Source organism: Aeromicrobium sp. 50.2.37 (assembly GCF_024655735.1).
Taxonomy (GTDB): Bacteria; Actinomycetota; Actinomycetes; order Propionibacteriales; family Nocardioidaceae; genus Aeromicrobium.
Genome location: NZ_JANLGG010000008.1, coordinates 96,979 through 114,882, shown reverse-complemented (window position 1 = coordinate 114,882; position 17,904 = coordinate 96,979). Strand labels below are relative to the sequence as shown.

The following is a 17,904-nucleotide window of genomic DNA, read 5'->3' as shown; positions in this document are numbered from 1 at the left end:
GCCGGCCGTCCCGCCACCCGGCCCGGCGCGGCCCGGCCGCGCAGCGGTGCGGCGGTGGCCCGAGGCATGGGTCAGCGCTTCACGACCCGGGCCGTGCTGCTGCTCGCGGTGCTGCTGCTCCTGCTCGCCTCGTACACGTCGGCCCTGCACGCCTGGTGGCAGCAACGTGGCGAGATCCAGCAGCTCAAGGCCGAGATCGCCACGCGTGAGGCGTCCATCGAGGACCTCGGCGACACCGAGGACCGCTGGAACGACTCCGCCTACGTGCGCCAGCAGGCGCGCGAGCGCTTCGGCTGGGTCATGCCCGGCGAGGTCGGCTACCGCGTCATCGGGTCCGACGGCACGGTGCAGGGCGACGTCCCCACGCTCGACGACCCGCCCGACCCCACCCAGAAGCAGTGGTACGACACGCTGTGGGGCAGCGTCGAGGCGTCGGGACGCACCCCGTCGGCCAAGGCGCCCGTGCCCGACCCCGACGAGGTGCTGAAGAACGATGACTGAGCCGGACCCGACCGACCTGGCGGCCGTGGCCGAGCAGCTGGGCCGTCCGGCCCGCGGTGTGCTCGAGATCGCCTCGCGCTGCCCGTCGGGCCACCCCAACGTGGTGCGCACCGAGCCGCGGCTGCCCGACGGCACCCCGTTCCCCACGCTGTACTACGTCACGTGCCCGCGCCTGGCCGGCGCCATCGGCACGCTCGAGGCGTCGGGCCTCATGGCCGAGATGAGCGAGCGACTGCTCCACGACGCCGACCTCGCGGCTCACTACGCGAGGGCGCACGAGCAGTACCTGGCCGAGCGCGAGGCCATCGCGCACGTGCCCGAGATCGACGGCATCACCGCGGGCGGCATGCCCACCCGCGTCAAGTGCCTGCACGTGCTCGTCGGGCACTCCCTGGCCAAGGGCCGCGGGGTCAACCCCCTGGGCGACGAGGCCGTCGACCTGCTCGGCGACTACTGGGGCAGCTCTAGCTGTGCGGCTGGTACTCCACCTCAGGACGTCCCGCCCGCCCCAGCCGGGTGACCCGCTGCACCTCGCCGGTCTCGGCGAGGTGCTCCAGGTACCGCCGCGCCGTGACCCGCGACGACCCCAGGTGCTCGGCCAGCTCGCCCGCCGAGGCGGCGCCGTGCTCGGCGAGCACCGCCTTCACCTGCTGCAGCGTCTCGACGCCCAGCCCCTTCGGCAGCCCCGAGCGGGTGACCGGGCGCAGCGACTCCAGCATCCGGTCGACCGCACCCTGGTCGAGGTCGTCGGCGCCCTGGAGCCCTTCGTGGAAGGTCCGGTACGCGGTGAGCCGCTCGCGCAGCGCCCCGAACGCGAACGGCTTGATCAGGTAGCCGACCACGCCCTGGGCCACCGCGTCGCGCACGATCTCCACGTCGCGCGCCGACGTGACCGCGATGACGTCGACCCGGCTCCCGGCCGCCCGGAGGCGACGCAGCAGCTCCAGGCCGTGCCCGTCGGGCAGGTGCATGTCGAGCAGCACCAGGTCGATCGCCTCCTCGCGCAGCACCCGCGCGGCGTCCTGCGCCGACATCGCGACGGCTGCGACCTCGAAGCCGGCCACCTCCCGCACGTACTGGGCGTGCGCCTGCGCCGCCACCTTCTCGTCCTCGACCACCAGCGTCCGGATCACGCGTCGTCCCCGATCTCCACCTCGACGAGCGCCCCGCCGAGCGCACCCGTGCCCACGCGCACGGTCCCTCCGTGACGTCGCACCACCTGACCCACGAGCGCGAGCCCCAGCCCCCGCCCGTGCGCCTGCTCGGCCACCTTGGTCGACCAGCCCCGCTCGAACACCTGCTCCCGCGCCTCCGAGGGGATGCCCGGCCCGGAGTCCTCCACCACCACGTCGAGGTGCAGCTCGCTCGCGTGCAGGTGCACCGCCACCGTGGCGTCCGACGTGCCCTGTGCCGCGTCGATGGCGTTGTCGAGCAAGTTGCCCAGCACCGTCACCGCGTCGTGCGCGCCGACCGGCAGGCCCGTGACCACCGACGCCGGGTCGACGTCGAGCCGGACCCCTCGCTCGTGCGCCTGCGCCGACTTGCCCAGCAGCAGCGCCGCCACCACCGGCTCCTCCACCGCCCCCACCATGCGGTCGGTCAGCCCCTGCGCCAGCTGCATCTCGTGGGTCGCGAACTCCACGGCCTCCTCGGTGCGGCCCATCTCCACGAGCGAGACCATCGTGTGCAGCCGGTTCGCGGTCTCGTGGCTCTGCGCCCGCAGCGAGTCGGCCAGGCTTCGCACCGTGTCGAGCTCGGCCGTCACGCCCTGCAGCTCGGTGCGGTCGCGGATCGTCACCACCGTCCCCACGTCGCGTCCCTCCCACTGCGCCGGCGCCGCGTTCACGATGAGCACACGGTCGGCCAACGCCACCACCTCGTCGCTGAGCGGCAGCCTCGCACGCAGGGTCTCGGTGAGCGACGGCTCGAGCCCGAGGGTCGCGACGTCGGCGCCCAGGACGCGGTCGGTCCCGACGTCGAGCAGGCGCTCCGCCTCCTGGTTCACCAGGCTCACCCGCCCGTCGGCGTCCACCAGCACCAGGCCCTCGCGGACCGCCCGCAGCACCGCGTCGTAGTACTCGTACATCCGGGTGATCTGCTGCTCGCCCAGCCCGTGGGTCTGGCGCCGCAGCCGGCGGTGGATGAGCCACGCGCCGAGGATGCCCACCAGTGCGGCCAGGGCGGCTGCGCCGAGGATCCGCGGCAGGGCGTCCACGACCTCGTCCTGCACCTTGTCGGTGCGGATGCCCACCGACACGAGCGCCACCACGTCGCGGCTGTCGGGTGCGGCGAGCACCGGCACCACCGCTCGCACCGACGGGCCGAGCGTGCCCACGTACTCCTCGGTGCTCGGGCGACCGGCCTGCGCCTCGGCGATCGACCCGAGGAAGGGCCTGCCGATGTTGTCGGGATTGGGATGGGAGTAGCGGATGCCGTCGCGTGACATCACCACCACGAAGTCGGTGCCGCTGTCGCGTCGCACCTGCTCGGCGAACGGCTGAAGCACCGACGACGGGTCCGACGTGCGCACGGCGTCGCGCACCGTGGGGGTGTCGGCTACCGCGACGGCGAGGTCGAGCGCCCGCTGCCGGGCCGACGACGTGGCGTCCGCGCGAGCGTCGAACCAGGCCAGCGCCACCCCGCCCAGCACCAGCACGCACACCACCACGACCTGCCAGAGCAGGATCTGGCGAGCGACGGACGGGGCTCGGGACGCGGGACGGGACACAGGGGGCATCGTCCCAGAAGTCGGGAGCCTCCTGTGATGGCGGTCACGAACTCTATGTACGCAACGGTGACCGGCGTCACTCCGGACGGCACGGTGTGCAGGTCAGCCCACCAGGAGGAACCCATGGCCACCGATACCTCGCAGCCACGCGTCAAGCGTGACCGCACCCACTACCTGTACATCGCCGTCATCGTCGCGGTGCTCGCCGGCATCGCCGTCGGCTTCGCCGCCCCCGACTTCGCCAAGGAGCTCAAGCCGCTCGGCGAGGGCTTCGTCAAGCTGATCAAGATGATGATCGGCCCGGTCATCTTCTGCACCATCGTGCTCGGCGTCGGATCGGTCCGCAGCGCCGCCCAGGTGGGCAAGGTCGGCGGGCTCGCGCTCGGCTACTTCATCACCATGTCGACCTTCGCGCTGGCCATCGGCCTGGCCGTCGGCAACATCCTGCACCCGGGCGAGGGCCTGCAGCTGACCGAGGAGGGCGCGGCCAAGGCCGCCGAGTCCGCCGGCGGCGAGAAGCAGACCACGGCCGAGTTCATCCTGCACATGATCCCCGACACCATGGTCTCCTCGCTCACGTCCGGCGACGTGCTGCAGGCGCTCTTCGTCGCGCTGCTCGTCGGCTTCGCCCTGCAGGCCATGGGTCGCGCCGGCGAGCCCGTGCTGGTGGGTGTGGGCTACCTGCAGAAGCTCGTGTTCCGCGTGCTCGCCATGATCATGTGGCTGGCACCCATCGGCGCCTTCGGTGCCATCGCCGCCGTGGTCGGCGAGACCGGCATGGACGCCCTGCGCAGCCTGGCCGTCCTCATGATCGGCTTCTACATCACCTGCTTCCTGTTCGTGTTCGGCATCCTCGGCCTGCTGCTCAAGGTCGTCACCGGCATCAACATCTTCAGCCTGCTGAAGTACCTGGGCCGTGAGTTCCTGCTCATCGTGTCGACGTCGTCGTCGGAGTCGGCCCTGCCGCGCCTCATCGCCAAGATGGAGCACGCCGGCGTGCACCAGTCCACGGTCGGCGTCGTGGTGCCCACCGGGTACTCGTTCAACCTCGACGGCACCGCGATCTACCTGACGATGGCCACGCTGTTCGTCGCGTCGGCCACGGGCGACCCGCTGAGCTTCGGCGAGCAGCTCTCGCTGCTGCTGTTCATGATGATCGCCTCCAAGGGTGCGGCCGGTGTGACCGGAGCCGGTCTGGCCACGCTCGCCGGTGGTCTGCAGTCGCACCGCCCCGACCTGGTCGACGGCGTCGGCCTCATCGTCGGCATCGACCGGTTCATGTCCGAGGCGCGTGCCCTCACCAACTTCGCCGGCAACGCCGTGGCGACGGTGCTGGTGGGCACGTGGACCAACTCGCTCGACCGCGAGAAGCTGGACCAGGTGCTGGCCGGCAACGACCCGTTCGACGAGACGAGCATGGTCGACGACGACCACGGCTACACCCCGCGCGGGAACGAGGAGCTGGTCGAGACCTCACGCTGACCTCGCAGCAGGTGGGATGAGACGAAGGGCCCGGGCACCGTCCGGGCCCTTCGGCATCGGTAGGGTCGGGGCATGCCGGATGCCCTCCGCGTGGCCGCCATGGACTGTGGGACGAACTCCCTGCGCCTGCTCGTCACGGACGTGCGCGGCGAGGAGAAGCGCGACGTGGTCCGCGAGATGCGGGTCGTCCGCCTCGGCCAGGGGGTCGACGAGACCGGTCGCTTCCACCCCGACGCCCTCGACCGCACGCTGGCCGTCACCCGCGAGTTCGGCGAGCTGGCCACGGTGCTGGGTGCCCAGCGGATCCGCTTCTGCGCGACGTCGGCGGCACGGGATGCCGAGAACGCCGACGAGCTGAACGACGGCGTGGAGTCGATCCTCGGTGTGCGCCCTGAGGTCCTCACCGGAGAGGACGAGGCCCGCGCCTCGTTCCTGGGCGCCACCCGCTCGACGACCGGCTCGGCGCTCGTGGTCGACATCGGCGGCGGCTCCACCGAGCTGGTGGTCGGCGCCGACGGCGACGTGCAGTGGTCGCACTCGTTCGACGTCGGCTCGGTGCGGCTGACCGAGCGCTTCCTGCCCAGCGACCCCGTGTCGATCGACGAGGTGACGGCCCTCGAGGCCTACCTCGACGGGCTGCTCGTCCCGCAGGTCTCGTCGCTGGAACCCGTGAGCACCTTCGTCGGTGTGGCGGGCACCATCACCACCGTGGCCGCGCACGCGCTGGAGCTGCCGTCGTACGACTCGTCGGCCATCCACGGGGCACGGATCTCGGTCGACGACATGCGCACCGCCTGCCTCTCGCTGCTGCGCATGTCGGTGGCGGACCGCCGGGCCCTGCCGTTCATGCACCCCGGCCGCGCCGACGTGATCGGCGCCGGCGCCATGATCCTCGACGCGGTGCTGGACGCCGTCCCCCTCGCCACCGACACGGTGACGATCAGCGAGCACGACATCCTCGACGGCATCGCCTGGGGCGCCGCCGAGCAGTAGTCCGCCCGCCGCGCCGGCCCATCGAGTGGGCCGTTCGACTGCGTATCGAGACTGCTGGCCAGGTGGTCTCGATACGGACAGGCCTCGCAAGCTCGCCCGCCCTACTCGACCAGCGGTGTGTCATCAGTGCTCGAACGCGATGCCGATGGTCGAGTAGCTGGGCTTCCTCGTCTCGGTGGTCGAGTGCCTCCCAAGCCACCTGGAGGTCGAGTGCCTCCCCAAGCCACTCGGTGGTCGAGTGCCTCCCCAAGCCACTCGGTGGTCGAGTGCCTTCACGAGCGCCAGCGAGGGGAGGTGTATCGAGACCACTCCGGGCGGCTCAGCGGCGCGTGGGCAGCACGTCTGCCCCGACCGATGGGTCGGGGTGTCGTGGTCACGCAGGTCAGGGTCGCCAGCGGGTGTTGCGTTGCCAGGTGTCGGAGCCGGGGAGCTTCCACTCGACGTGTCCGTCGTCGGGGTTGATGCGTCCGATCCAACCTTGCTGATGTGCTCGGTGGTGGTGGAAGGGGCAGAGCAGTGCGCCGTCTCTGATGTCGGTGGTCTTGGAGATCGCATAGGGATTCAGGTGGTGGGCTTCGGTCCACCTGGCGTCTCGGTCGCAGCTGTCGGGTGCGGTGCAGCCGCCGTCGCGCTTCTCCATCGCCCGCCGGGATGACCGGTTGAATCCCCCGCGGCTACGCCCCTTGTGCGGGGGTGCCCCCATTCCGGTTCGCTGATCCGAGGTCGAGGGGGAGCGGCTTGCCGTTGAGAACCATGGGGACGATCTGGGCACTGCAGGCGAGGCGGCGGGCCTCGCCGGCGCTGATGCGGGTTCCGTCGGAGAGGCCAGCGGCCTTGAGGCCGCCCATCAGGGTGTCGAGGTCCAGGTTCACCGTGACCACGGCACTCACACCGCCGTTGGACGGGAGCTGGTCGGCGGGTAGGTGCTCGACCAGGGTGGCGAACGCGTGGCCGAGTCGCTGCGGGTAGGTCTGACCGAACCCGACTTCGTCCATCTCGCCGGTGGCCGCGTTGACGGTCCCGACCTTCTGGTGGGGCGCGGCCAACGCGTCGAGCGCGGTCTTGAGCATCGCGCCCTGGGCTTCGGGGAGGGTGAAGCGTCCGGTGACGGTGCCGTCATTGTTGTCCCACAGGGAGAACGACGTCTTCTTGCGGGCTTCCTCTTCGCGGCGGCGGAGGATCTCGTCCTCGTCTGCGTCGACCTCGTCGACGGTCTTGCGGTAGGCCTCGGTGATCCGCGCTCCCCGCAGGCGCAGGTCCTTCAGGCTGAGCCTCTGCGCGTCCCTCAGGAGGGTCTCTTCACACCGCTCGCGCTGCTCAGTGGTCACGTCCTCGGGGAGCTTGGCCAACGCGCGGGAGATGATGTCGGCCTGCTTGGTGCTGATCACTCCGGCGGCGAGCGCGTTCTCGGTCAGAGTGGTCTGCTCCGCGATTCTCTCGGCAGTGTTCACGAGCGCGTCTGCGCCGCTGCGGTCCCCACCGAAGTCGATGCTGATGGTCGCGCCGGTCGACGTTCCTGTCCCTGGGCGAGGACCATCGCCATTCGCTGCGGCCTTGCGGGCCTTCTCGAGCACCCGCGCGGCGGCCATTTTGTGGGCCGACAACCTCGCCTCAGCGCGACCGATCTCGGCGAGCAGACGGCGCACCTCAGCGGCGTCCAGACCGTCCCACGCGCTGGTGGCGACCGTGTCGAGGAGGGCGTGGATGCCGTGCACGCACGACGGCACCGGGTGGGTGTCGAGTGCGGCGACGCTCATGCTTCCTCCTGCTGGTCTACCCCATCCTAGAGGGCAGATCAGACAGGAAACAAGCATCTGTTCGAATACATGACCAAGGTCCGAGGAAGGTCAGGACTTCTGACCCGACGCGCACCGCACACACCGCGTGGTGGCCGGCAATGCCTCCAGCCGACCCTCCGCGATCGGCTCACCGCAGACCTCGCACACGCCGTAGGTGCCGTCGTCGAGCCGACCCAGCGCCGCCTCCACCGCCAGCAGGCGACGTCGGGCGTTGGCGGCGGCGTGGTCGGCCTGGGTCCGCTCGAAGGCGATGGTGGAGCCCTCGGGGTCGTGCTCGTCGTCGACGTTGGAGCCCTCGCGGGCGGCGACGATGCCGGCCACGTCGGCGTCGCGGACGGCGATGGCGCACAGGAGCGACCGGCGCTCGTCGTCGAGACGGGTGCGGTGGTCCACGTCAGGCCACCTCGCGCCGGACGCCGGCCAGGCGCAGCACCGCGGCGAGCCCGGCGTCGCCGCCGGGCCAGTGCTGCTCGATGGCGTCGGCGCCCGCGTGCCGCACGACGGACCGCAGGACGAGCGCGACGACCACGACGTCGTCGGCGTACCCGACCACAGGGATGACGTCGGGCACGAGGTCGATGGGCAGGGCCAGGTAGACGAGCAGCGCGCCGAGCCGGATGCGGACGCCGCGGGGGAGTGCGGGGTCGCGCGCGAGGCGGTGGACGAGGCGTACCAGGTCGGGGAGGAGGCGGACGAGGTCGCGCAGGTCAACGTCGCGGGAGTCGCGGCGCGCGGCGAGCCACAGCACGACGACGAGCACCAGCCAGAGCAGCACGAGGCCTCCGACGACGGCCGCGACGATGCCCCAGGTGCTCACGAACCCACGGTAGGGCGCGGGGCGGACGGCGGGCATGATCGGAGGCATGACGCTGCAGCTGAGCCTTCCCGACGAGACGACCCGCGACCTCTTCGCCGACCTGGAGTCCGACGGCACCGCCACCCTGCACGTGTGGGACTTCGCGGGGAAGCCTCCCGCCGACGTCGTGCTCGACCTCGCGGTCCGTCCGTACCAGCTCACGGGCGACCTGTCGGTGCTCGACGTCGAGCGGGTGAAGGCGGTGCAGGCGCAGTCGCTGGGCTACGACGACGCGATCGGCAACGTGCCCGACGGCATCACCTGGTGCAACGCGGTCGACGTGCACGAGGCGCCGACGGCCGAGCTGGCGGTGGCCATGACGCTGGCGTCGCTGCGCGGCCTCGACGACTTCGCGCGCAACGCCACGCGCGCCGAGGGTCGGTGGAGCAAGGACGAGGCGCGCCCCGGCCTGCTCGGCAAGCGCGTGATGCTGCTGGGCGTCGGTGGCATCGGCGAGCAGGTGGCGGCGCGGCTCGACGGCTTCGGCGTGGAGATGGTGCGCGTGGCGTCGAATGCGCGTGACGACGACCGTGGCCACGTGTACGGCATCGACGAGGTGCACGAGCTGCTGGCCGACGTGGACGTCGTGATCGTCGCCGTGCCGTACGGCGACTCCACCCACCACCTCGTCGACGACGCGTTCCTCTCGGCCATGCGCGACGGCGCACTGCTGGTGAACGTCGCGCGCGGCAAGGTGGCCGACACCGACGCACTCGTGCAGCACGCCGCGTCGGGCCACGTGCGGCTGGCGCTCGACGTCGTGGACCCCGAGCCGCTGCCCGACGACCACCCGCTGTGGACCACCCCCGGCGTCTTCATCGCGCCCCACGTGGGCGGTGCGGTGGCCACCCGCCTCGAGCGCATCGAGCCGCTCGTGCGTGAGCAGGTGCGTCGGCTCGTCGCGGGGGAGCCGCTGATGAACCAGGTGGACGTCTCCGGCTCCTGACCTGCGACGACGTCACTCGGCTGGCGTCCCTGGGATCCCGACGTACGGTGGAAATTGAAGGTTTGACCACTTCCCACCCACTTCAGGAGGACCTGTGCAGCAGCGCACCATCGGACCCGTGACCGTCAGCGCGATCGGCCTCGGCGGCATGCCGATGTCCATCGAGGGGCGGCCCGATCGCGAGCGCTCCATCGCCACGATCCACGCCTCGCTCGACGCCGGCGTGAACTTCATCGACACCGCCGACGCGTACCACCGCGACGCGGGCGAGGTCGGCCACAACGAGTCGCTCATCGCCGAGGCGCTCAAGAGCCACTCGGCCGGCCAGGACGTGCTCGTCGCGACGAAGGGCGGCCACCTGCGCCCCGGCGACGGCTCGTGGACGCAGAACGGACGTCCCGAGTACCTCAAGGAGGCGGCGAAGGCGTCGGCGCAGCGGCTCGGCGTCGAGTCGATTGGCCTCTACCAGTTCCACCGCCCCGACCCGGAGGTCCCGTACGCGGAGTCCGTGGGCGCGCTGAAGGAGCTGCTCGACGAGGGTGTCATCCAGCACGCGGGCATCTCGAACGCCACGGTCGCGCAGATCGACGAGGCCAACGAGGTGCTCGGCGGCAAGCTCGCGTCGGTGCAGAACCAGTTCAGCCCGGCGTTCCTGTCGAGCCGTGACGAGCTGAAGCACTGCGCCGAGATCGGCGTCGCGTTCCTGCCGTGGAGCCCGTTCGGCGGCATCAAGAAGGCCGGCGACTTCGGCTCGGACCACTCCGCCTTCCAGCAGGTGGCCGACGACCGCGGCGTGAGCCCCCACCAGGTCGCGCTCGCCTGGCACCTCGCGCAGGCGCCCGTCGTCGTCCCGATCCCCGGCGCCTCGCGTCCGGAGTCGGCGAGGAACTCCGCCGAGGCGGCCGACCTCGAGCTCACCGACGACGAGCTCCAGACCATCGAGTCCGGCCTCAGCGCCTGACCCGACGCAAGCCCGACGCGGATGACGCCCTGGCCGTCAGCGGTTCTGTCCGAGCTTTGCGGGATCTTGTCCGTATGGAGCTCTTGCCGCCGGTCGTGTCAACGGTTGCAGCCATCATCGCGACCGGGCTGTCGCTCTTCTTACTTCGCCAGGGTCAGTCGGATCGGCGCGCTCTGCGGCGGGAGCAGCGACGTGACCAGGCGAGTCGAGTTTCGTCCTGGGCTGACTGGTACTCCGACGAACAAATGACCTTCGCGCAGCCGCGTCTGCCGGGCATCTACGTGGCGAACGCGTCGGGAGCAGCGATTTACGACGTGTTCGTCGACTACAGGGATCCCATCACGCAAGAACTTCTGCGAGCTTCGATCGGTCCAGTGCCTCCGAACGATCAGAAGCGCTGGGATGTCGATGTTGAGGGACCGATGCCCTCGGGCTGGGCGCCGGAGCAGCTCGTAGCCCAAGTCAACTTCATGGACGCCGCGGGCGTGCGGTGGATCCGCGGCTTCAGAGGCCGGCTACGAGAGGATCCCGGACCGAGCGAGGACGACTTCTTCCGACTCGGCGGGAAACTGCTGGAACGTTGACGGAGACGCGACGGACGACTTGAGACCCCGGGATGGGTCGTGTGGCCCTGTAGTCCACGAAGTCCATGCGCCGAGTGAGATGGACCATCCTGCTGAGGCACTCGCCATGACACCCTGACCCCGTGCCCGACCTGACCATCACGCCCGAGATCGAGCGGGCGATGGAGCTGCTCGAGTCGGGCAGCCACCTGTTCCTCACCGGCAAGGCAGGGACCGGCAAGTCGACGCTGGTGCGGCACTTCCTCGCCACCACCGAGCGGCGGGTGGTGGTCGCTGCGCCCACGGGCATCGCGGCGCTGAACGTCGAGGGCTACACGATCCACCGGCTCTTCGGCTTCCGGCCGATGACGACTCTGGACGACGTGCGCTCCGGCACCTACCGGCCCGGTCGGTTCACGAAGGCCATCCGGGGACTGCAGACGCTGGTGGTAGACGAGGCGTCGATGGTGCGGGCCGACGTCTTCGACATGGTGGAGGCGGCGCTCCGACGCTTCGGGCCGCGGGAGGGCGAGCCGTTCGGTGGCGTGCAGGTCGTGCTCGTCGGCGACCTGCTGCAGCTGCCGCCCATCGTCGGCGACCGCGAGACGGAGTTCTTCCGCACGCACTACGAGACCGAGTACTTCTACTCCGCGCACTCCTTCGAGCGCGACGCGTTCCCGACGGTCGCGCTCACCACCGTGTTCAGGCAGCTCGGCGACGACCGCCTCACCGGCCTGCTCAACGCCGTGCGCGAGGGCGTGTTGCTGGAGGCCGCGCGGGCCGAGCTGAACACGCGCGTCGACGCCGACTTCGAGCCGCCCGAGGACGAGCTGTGGCTGACGCTGGCGCCGTCGAACTCGATCGTGACGTCCCGCAACCGCCAGCGTCTGGAGCGCCTGCCCGGCGACGCGGTCACGAGTGTCGCGCGCGAGAGCGGCGACGTCGGCGGGTTCGACCCGCCCACCGACACGGTGCTGCACCTCAAGGTCGGCGCGCAGATCATGATGCTCACGAACGACCCGAGCGACCGGTGGGTCAACGGGTCGCTCGGGCGCATCGTCGACATGGCGATGGTCGACGGTGAGCGCGAGCTGGACGTGGAGCTGGCCGACGGCTCCGTCGTCACGGTCGGCCCGTACACGTGGGAGGTCACGCGGCCGGTCGTCGACGGTGGCTCGCTGAGCCGCGAGGTGGTGGGCACCTACACACAGCTGCCGTGCCGGCTGGCGTGGGCGATCACGATCCACAAGAGCCAGGGGCAGACGCTCGACCGGCTCGTCGTCGACCTCACGGGCGGGGTGTTCGCCACCGGCCAGGTGTACGTGGCGCTGAGCCGCGCGACGTCGATGGCGGGGCTGGTGCTGAAGCGGCCGATCGAGCCGCGGCACCTGCGCACCGACCGACGGGTCACGCGGTTCCTCTCGGGTTCCGTCGCCCGCACCGCGCCGGATCGATTCGCCGCGCTGGGCGTCTGCTTCGTCGGCGACGTGGGCACGTTCTCGCGCCCACGCCCGATCGAGCTGGCCGTCGCGTTCGACGACGGCACGGCGGTGAGCACGCTCGTGAACCCCGAGCGCGACCTGGCCGACGCCCGCGCGCGGTTCGGCATCACCGCCGACGACGTGCTGCTCGCGCCGACGCTGCCGGAGGCTTGGGCGGTGCTCCTCCCGCTGCTCGAGGGCGTGACCCCGGTCGGTGTCCGGGTCGACGACGCGCTGGCCAGGGTCGACTTCGAACTGAAGCGCCTGAAGCACGTGGTGCCGATGCCGTTCGGCGTCGAGGTGCCGTACGGCGCGCTGTCGTCCGAGGAACGCGAGGCGGAATCGTCGGGCCGTGCTGCCCACCGCGCCCGAGCAACGCTCGCGGCGTTCGTGCGACTGCGGGAGTCCGGCGTTGCGCTCGCGTCGTCGACGCCGTTCGAGCCGGCAGAGAGCCTGCCCGACCCCAGCTACCTCCTCACGCGCGACCCCGATCTCGCCCCGCCCTCGACCGACCGACTCCCGACGCTCTCAGCCTTGGTGGAGGCGAGCGCGAGCATCAGTGCCGTGCTGCTCGACGGCGCCGACACTGCGACCGGCTCGCCGCCGCCGGCCGTAGTGGCCGAGGCCGTTGTAGCCCGCCTCACCAATGTCGCGACGAAGGCGTCACGCCTCTCCGACACCCTCGTCGCCCGCCTCCGCACCGTCGAGTCGCTGCTGGGGGAGCGGTTCGTCGACGACCTCGTCACGTCGGTCGTGGAGGCGAACCCGTTGGCGTCCGACGTGCTCCGGCCCGGCGCCCGCGTCTGCTTCACCGGCACCGCCACCTCCCCGTCGGGGCGTATGTACGACCGCGACGAGATGAACCGCCTCGCCCGCGACGCCGGCCTCGTCCCCGCCGCCAACGTCACGAAGACGAAGTGCGACCTCCTCGTCGTCGCCGAGGTTGGTACCCAGTCGGGCAAGGCGCGCAAGGCCCGCGAGTACGGCAAGCCGGTGATCTCCGCCGACGAGTATTTCGCGTGGGTCGGCGTCGACTGAGCGTCGCTCCCCGCCGAGCAGAGCCGACGTCGGCCTAGGCTGGCCCCGCGCTCCCGTAGCCCAATGGCAGAGGCAGGCGGCTTAAACCCGCCCCAGTGTGGGTTCGACCCCCACCGGGAGCACAGCGTCTCACGCGGCGCTTGAGGCAAGTCGATCCTGAAGCAGTAGTCCGCGGAAAAATGAGGAGAGGTTGGATGGAGGACGGACACAAGCGCATCGTTGTCGGAGCTGCGAATGCGTGGTTGGAGGCAGCAGTGCGACAAGCGCGGAGGGTCTTGAAAGGCACTCTCGATGATGGTCAGAACGTGGAGTTCATGCTGTTCTCCACGGCGCTCAACAACGCCATGCGTGGTGCAAAGGCCGTACTCGGAAAGGACCACCCCCAAGTCGCGTCCTTCGTCTCCGCAGTTCCCGATGTTCAGCACATTCGCGACATGCTGGAGCACTTCGACAACTACCTGACCGGAGAGGGCCGGCTTCAGTCGAAGCCGACGCCAGGAGGCGTCCGCGCGCCCTGGATGCTCACTGCGACGGGAAGCGAGTCATTCCTGCCCGGCGGCTCTGACTACTCCGTTGTGGTCGTTACGAGGACCGGTACTGAAGCGACTCAGACCTCCTTCGAACTGGACGTCCGAACCTCGCTCCGAGCCTGCGCTGACCTGGTTGAAATCGCGATCGTAGAAGCTGGCATCGAGCAGCTGTCGGAGGCGGTTCAGAACGCCAGGGACCTCTGATTGCCGACAAGTAACTGCGGAGGCGCCCAACACAGCCATGCGCCTGATCTTCTCGACCAGAAGCCATCATGTCGTCAATCGCTTTCCGTGTGGTGCGATCACGAATTTGCTCAGCGTCAAGCGGGCGCAGTGGTGCCTACCGGCCCCGAGTCAAGACGAGCTTGAGATCCTCTGCCATGGCGGTTGATAGACCCGGGGGGACCCTCTTGCCAAACGAGCTCGCCCCCTCGTAGTTTCGATCTTTTGCCAGGCTGCGGATCGATGACAGCATGCTTTTCCCCATGACTCCGTACTGAGGCCCGTCGATAGTGGCCTCCTGTAGTACGTCGGAGTCTCCATAGTGCGGGAGTCCAGCATCCCTGTTCAGCTTTTGCAGAGCATCTTGCCGCTTCTGGCGCACCTTTCTGATCGCCGCATCGTCGACATTGCAAGCCAATCGGGCGTGTTCGATTAGGTCTTCGGCCTCATCCTCGGTCATGTTGAAGTGTTTGCCGACCACGGCAGGAGTAATCCAATACGCCTCGACGTCTGAGTACTTCGTGACCCAGAAGCTATAGCCCCTGGTTTGGTATGGAGCAGAGATCTTGTCTACTTCAAGCGGCATCATGAAGTCGCGGTCTCGGTGAAGCGCGATCGAGACTCTGTCCCCGAGAATCGCTTGCAGCCCGTTGACTGCATCGGGCGAGAGGAGGTTCCCTGAGCCCGAGATGGGCCAGATTGCAACGGATCTTTCCAAATCAGGCCACTGCGCGATGATCGCGCGCAGCATCTCAATCTTCGAGTCTTCAGTCACAAGCACGGTTCTGCGATCCAGTAGCCCCCACCCCATGAGTTGACGCGCCTTCGTATCGCCGTCAGCCTCCACGACCCCGCCCTTCATCCAGATGACCTTCGAGGCATCTGGCAGCGCCCGAACAATCGAGGGACTATGGGTAGTAAGAAGAACCTGAGAGTGATACCTAGTCGCCGCGCGACTGAGGGCTTCAACAAGCCGCTCCTGCGCGATCGGGTAAAGGTGGGCGTCGGGTTCGTCAACAAGGAGAATTAGCGGTCGAAAGTAAACCAGGTACGAGAAGATCTGGAGAACCTGCAGGTAGCCGATACCGGCCAACTCCAGTGGCTTGTAGGAACGATCTCCACCCATCTCCCCCGTCTTGAAGGTAACGAGAAGGCGAGTATGGGAGTCCTCATCGAATTCCACTCTGACGGAAAAGGGCCCCATGACTTCCGACACCAAATTTTCGACAACTTCGAGGCCGTTCATGCCATCGACGTCCCTCTGCTTCAGCAGGAGCAGCATGTTCCGCAGCACAGTGTTCGCATCGCCGGCCGCGGCCGACCTGTGCACCACGAGTTTGGAACGCTTCTCCTCGACGAGTGGAATCCCGGCCACCCCCGGGATGTACGCGCTGAACTCGCGGCTTCGATCCCGTAGGGCCGCAACTAGAGGGTTGCCGCTCGGTATGTGAACTGAAATGCCCTCGTTGCGGGCTGACTTTAGCCACATATCCGCAACGACAGATTCGCCCGACTCGGTAAGCCCTCGGACCGTGAGCCCCAGTTGTGGTTTTCCTTGTGTGTTTCCGTACTCACTGTCATGCCCCGCGCTCCGATAGTCCGGCGACGGCATGTAGATTGCATCCTTTTCAGAAAGAGTCGAGGCTAGACCCCCCTTTCTGGGTTCCACCCGAAGATTCCGCCCCGACTGGAACATCCAGTGGAGAGCTTGAAGAACTGAGCTCTTGCCCGACCCATTGGCGCCAACGAGCACATTGAAGGTTGGATGGAGATCCAGGTTCGCCATCTTGATGGCCTTGAAGTTTGAGATTTCGACCGAAGTAATCTTCACGCAAATCGCCTGCTCATTAGATGTTCGATCGTTCCTAGACGCGTACGTTGCGGAAGGCTATCGTGCCGGCGCCGTTGGGCCTTCGCGAAACCTGCTTCGGTGAGGCGTACTGAGCGCAATTGAGCTGAGTCGCGTCGCAAGCGAAGGCGTGCTGCGCTGCGGGACGGTGGTGTTAACTGGCCTCCGCGAGTCCGCAGCGCGCCTGGCCCGCGCAGCTTGGCTGCGCTCGTACGACAGTGGATCGAACTGAGGTGGGTGATTCCCAGGGGTGAGACGAGACGCCAGCCATGTAGACGGCGAAGAAACATAAGGTCGTGGTGGTCTGGATTCCCGCGAGCACGGTCGCAGCGCTCGGTGGCTTGAGTGGGGGAGTCCGCGAGTTTGGTCACGAGGCTTCGGCTTCGTTGGCGAGGCGGAGGACTTGGGCGATGAGGCCTTCGATTGAAGGGATTTCGGATTCGGTGCCGCGGTCGAACTTCGAGGTTGCTGGTTTGACATGTGGGTAACGGTTCCCGGCGACGGTCACGACGGCTTCGGTGGGGAACCAGGTTGGGAGGTTGTCGCGATACTCCAGGACGGCGGAAATGAGTCCGGGTGCGTCGAACGCCTGTTGATGGCGCTGAATCCACTCTCCGCCAACACGGACTATGTCCTCGAGTCGGTCGGGGGCGGCACGGAGGACGTCGGCGAGGACCGATTGGGGTTCTTCGGGGGTGGTCCAGTGTGCCCAGTAGGTGAACATGGGTGCGCCGTTGATGGTGTTGTCGATCCAGCCGTCCTCGGTGGTCCAGTCATGGGAGCGTAGTTCGGTAAGCAATGCGTCGCGGGTTTGATCGGCGAGGTGGTGGCGCTCGGCGTCCCTGAGCACGTGCCAAAGTTCGGTGAGCAGCGCGGTGACTAGTGCGAGTGGACGACGTGCCTTGTCTTCAGAGATGACCGCGACGACTTCGTCATCGGTTGCGTTTCTGATGAGGGTGGCTGCAACTCGGCCGGCGGTGTCGAGGCGGTACGCGTTCACGTGCCAAACCGGCCAGATCGAAACGACGTTCCCGGCGGCGTCTGCAATTTCGGTCCTGAGAGCCGGGTTGTACGGATTTGCTTCGACGGAGGCGTAAGCGCGGCCTCGTTCGAGGGCTTCAAGATGTTGTGCCTTTGCTTCCTCGAACGCGACGACGGCGGGGTCCGGTTCGGGTGCTGTGGGTGGTGCGGGTGCGGGTGCAGGGTCCTCGCCTCGAAGAGCTGCTGCGAGCGCGCTGGCGGCCTCCCGGAGTGCGGCGACCGCCTCGGTGAGACGTTCGTTGTCTTCGTACGGCGGTACCCACGGCCAGTTGGATGCTGCGGCGAGAAGTTCTCCCGCCGACCTAGTGACCCAGTCGCACCATGATGCGGTTGAGGGGTTGAGATGGCGGGCGATCGCGGTCTTTGCCTGGACATCGTCGGTGAGCGGTTCGAGCTCTGCCCGAACTGCGGTTAGCTCGGCACGCAGGATGTCGGCGTGGCGCTGCCTATCTGCGGCCCCGGGTTCGGCGTACAAGATCTCGCCGGTCACATGATCGCGGCCGGCGCCCGAGCCGCGAATGCGGTTCCTGTAAGCACGCCAGGCCGCAGCAGTCCCGGCCGGTCCGCTGCGAGTTGAGAGGGCACGCAGAATCGCACGCTCAGCAGTTTCGACAACACCGGTTATGACCGGTGCGGCAATCGACGGGGACCCGAATGACAACTCGGCAATTTCGGCCGCCTGGTCGTCGTCGATGGTCCAGGACTGGCGAATGTTCTCGTACTCTTCGCGCTGCGCCAGCCGCCACTGCTGGAGCAATTCGGGAGAGTAACGGTCCTCGAAGTCGTCGATCTCCGAAGAGTGTGGAAGGCACATCAACAACAGATTCTCGGGCGCCCGGTTGTCGTCGGCTGACATGCCGGGCAACCACCGCGGACCGTTGGGGCTGCGGGCATGGATGTGGCAGACACGGCTG

General features: G+C 68.5%; 17 protein-coding genes and 1 tRNA gene. 10 read left to right on the top strand and 8 right to left on the bottom strand.

Annotated features, from left to right (window positions below; genetic code table 11):
• Together NUV38_RS06445 and NUV38_RS06440 are read left to right on the top strand one after the other, a co-directional pair.
• Positions 1-501, top strand: a 501-nt coding sequence (locus NUV38_RS06445) for a septum formation initiator family protein (RefSeq protein ID WP_257728328.1), incomplete at its 5' end; no start/stop codon positions are given.
• Entirely contained in the window at positions 494-1,021 is a 528-nt protein-coding gene (locus NUV38_RS06440) for a DUF501 domain-containing protein (protein ID WP_257728327.1), read from the top strand. The genes NUV38_RS06445 and NUV38_RS06440, both read left to right, overlap by 8 nt.
• Here NUV38_RS06440 and NUV38_RS06435 read toward each other — a convergent pair.
• Together NUV38_RS06435 and NUV38_RS06430 are read right to left on the bottom strand one after the other, a co-directional pair.
• Positions 966-1,634 carry a response regulator gene (locus tag NUV38_RS06435; protein WP_257728326.1) on the bottom strand — a complete coding sequence of 223 codons (669 nt, stop codon included), beginning with the start codon at positions 1,632-1,634 and terminating at the stop codon, positions 966-968. The genes NUV38_RS06440 and NUV38_RS06435 overlap by 56 nt on opposite strands.
• Positions 1,631-3,238, bottom strand: a complete 1,608-nt coding sequence (locus NUV38_RS06430; RefSeq protein ID WP_374626301.1) for an ATP-binding protein — start codon at positions 3,236-3,238, stop codon at positions 1,631-1,633. Before NUV38_RS06430 ends, NUV38_RS06435 begins: the two co-directional genes overlap by 4 nt.
• A gap of 114 nt (positions 3,239-3,352) precedes the next feature.
• Here NUV38_RS06430 and NUV38_RS06425 point away from each other — a divergent pair, with 114 nt between their 5' ends.
• Positions 3,353-4,711 carry a cation:dicarboxylate symporter family transporter gene (locus tag NUV38_RS06425; protein ID WP_257728324.1) on the top strand — a complete coding sequence of 453 codons (1,359 nt, stop codon included), beginning with the start codon at positions 3,353-3,355 and terminating at the stop codon, positions 4,709-4,711.
• Positions 4,712-4,783: 72 nt separating this feature from the next.
• Positions 4,784-5,704, top strand: a complete 921-nt coding sequence (locus tag NUV38_RS06420; RefSeq protein WP_257728323.1) for a Ppx/GppA phosphatase family protein — start codon at positions 4,784-4,786, stop codon at positions 5,702-5,704.
• A gap of 382 nt (positions 5,705-6,086) precedes the next feature.
• On the opposite strand, the gene NUV38_RS06415 is transcribed toward NUV38_RS06420, so the two are convergent.
• From NUV38_RS06415 to NUV38_RS06400, 4 genes are all read right to left on the bottom strand, one after another.
• Positions 6,087-6,344: an HNH endonuclease signature motif containing protein gene (locus NUV38_RS06415; protein ID WP_257728322.1), complete on the bottom strand. Its 258-nt coding sequence runs from the start codon at positions 6,342-6,344 to the stop codon at positions 6,087-6,089.
• 34 nt (positions 6,345-6,378) lie between these two features.
• Positions 6,379-7,461, bottom strand: a complete 1,083-nt coding sequence (locus tag NUV38_RS06410) for a 13E12 repeat family protein (RefSeq protein ID WP_257728321.1) — start codon at positions 7,459-7,461, stop codon at positions 6,379-6,381.
• Positions 7,462-7,551: 90 nt separating this feature from the next.
• Positions 7,552-7,896: a TraR/DksA C4-type zinc finger protein gene (locus NUV38_RS06405; RefSeq protein WP_257728320.1), complete on the bottom strand. Its 345-nt coding sequence runs from the start codon at positions 7,894-7,896 to the stop codon at positions 7,552-7,554.
• A 1-nt stretch (position 7,897) separates the two neighbouring features.
• Positions 7,898-8,320 carry a YkvA family protein gene (locus NUV38_RS06400; RefSeq protein WP_257728319.1) on the bottom strand — a complete coding sequence of 141 codons (423 nt, stop codon included), beginning with the start codon at positions 8,318-8,320 and terminating at the stop codon, positions 7,898-7,900.
• A 46-nt stretch (positions 8,321-8,366) separates the two neighbouring features.
• Between NUV38_RS06400 and NUV38_RS06395 the strand changes: the two genes are divergently transcribed.
• The 6 genes from NUV38_RS06395 to NUV38_RS06370 all read left to right on the top strand — a co-directional run bounded on the left by NUV38_RS06395 (position 8,367) and on the right by NUV38_RS06370 (position 14,082).
• Positions 8,367-9,305, top strand: coding sequence for an NAD(P)-dependent oxidoreductase (locus NUV38_RS06395; RefSeq protein ID WP_257728318.1), 939 nt, complete (start codon positions 8,367-8,369; stop codon positions 9,303-9,305).
• A gap of 94 nt (positions 9,306-9,399) precedes the next feature.
• On the top strand, positions 9,400-10,266 hold the full coding sequence (locus tag NUV38_RS06390) for an aldo/keto reductase (RefSeq protein WP_257728317.1): 867 nt from the start codon (positions 9,400-9,402) through the stop codon (positions 10,264-10,266).
• A 74-nt stretch (positions 10,267-10,340) separates the two neighbouring features.
• Complete coding sequence (locus tag NUV38_RS06385; protein WP_257728316.1) at positions 10,341-10,850, top strand: hypothetical protein; 510 nt, start codon at positions 10,341-10,343, stop codon at positions 10,848-10,850.
• A 122-nt stretch (positions 10,851-10,972) separates the two neighbouring features.
• The gene (locus NUV38_RS06380) at positions 10,973-13,348 is read left to right on the top strand and encodes an AAA family ATPase (protein WP_257728315.1); all 2,376 of its coding nucleotides are present in this window, start codon (positions 10,973-10,975) and stop codon (positions 13,346-13,348) included.
• A 49-nt stretch (positions 13,349-13,397) separates the two neighbouring features.
• A tRNA-Leu gene (locus NUV38_RS06375) sits at positions 13,398-13,470 on the top strand.
• 72 nt (positions 13,471-13,542) lie between these two features.
• A complete protein-coding gene (locus NUV38_RS06370; protein WP_257728314.1) occupies positions 13,543-14,082 on the top strand; it encodes a hypothetical protein in 540 nt (179 codons plus the stop codon).
• A gap of 136 nt (positions 14,083-14,218) precedes the next feature.
• Here NUV38_RS06370 and NUV38_RS06365 read toward each other — a convergent pair whose 3' ends face one another.
• Complete coding sequence (locus tag NUV38_RS06365) at positions 14,219-15,931, bottom strand: ATP-dependent endonuclease (protein ID WP_257728313.1); 1,713 nt, start codon at positions 15,929-15,931, stop codon at positions 14,219-14,221.
• Between the two features lie 385 nt (positions 15,932-16,316).
• Positions 16,317-17,846, bottom strand: a complete 1,530-nt coding sequence (locus NUV38_RS06360; RefSeq protein ID WP_257728312.1) for a hypothetical protein — start codon at positions 17,844-17,846, stop codon at positions 16,317-16,319.
• Positions 17,847-17,904: the final 58 nt, after the last annotated feature.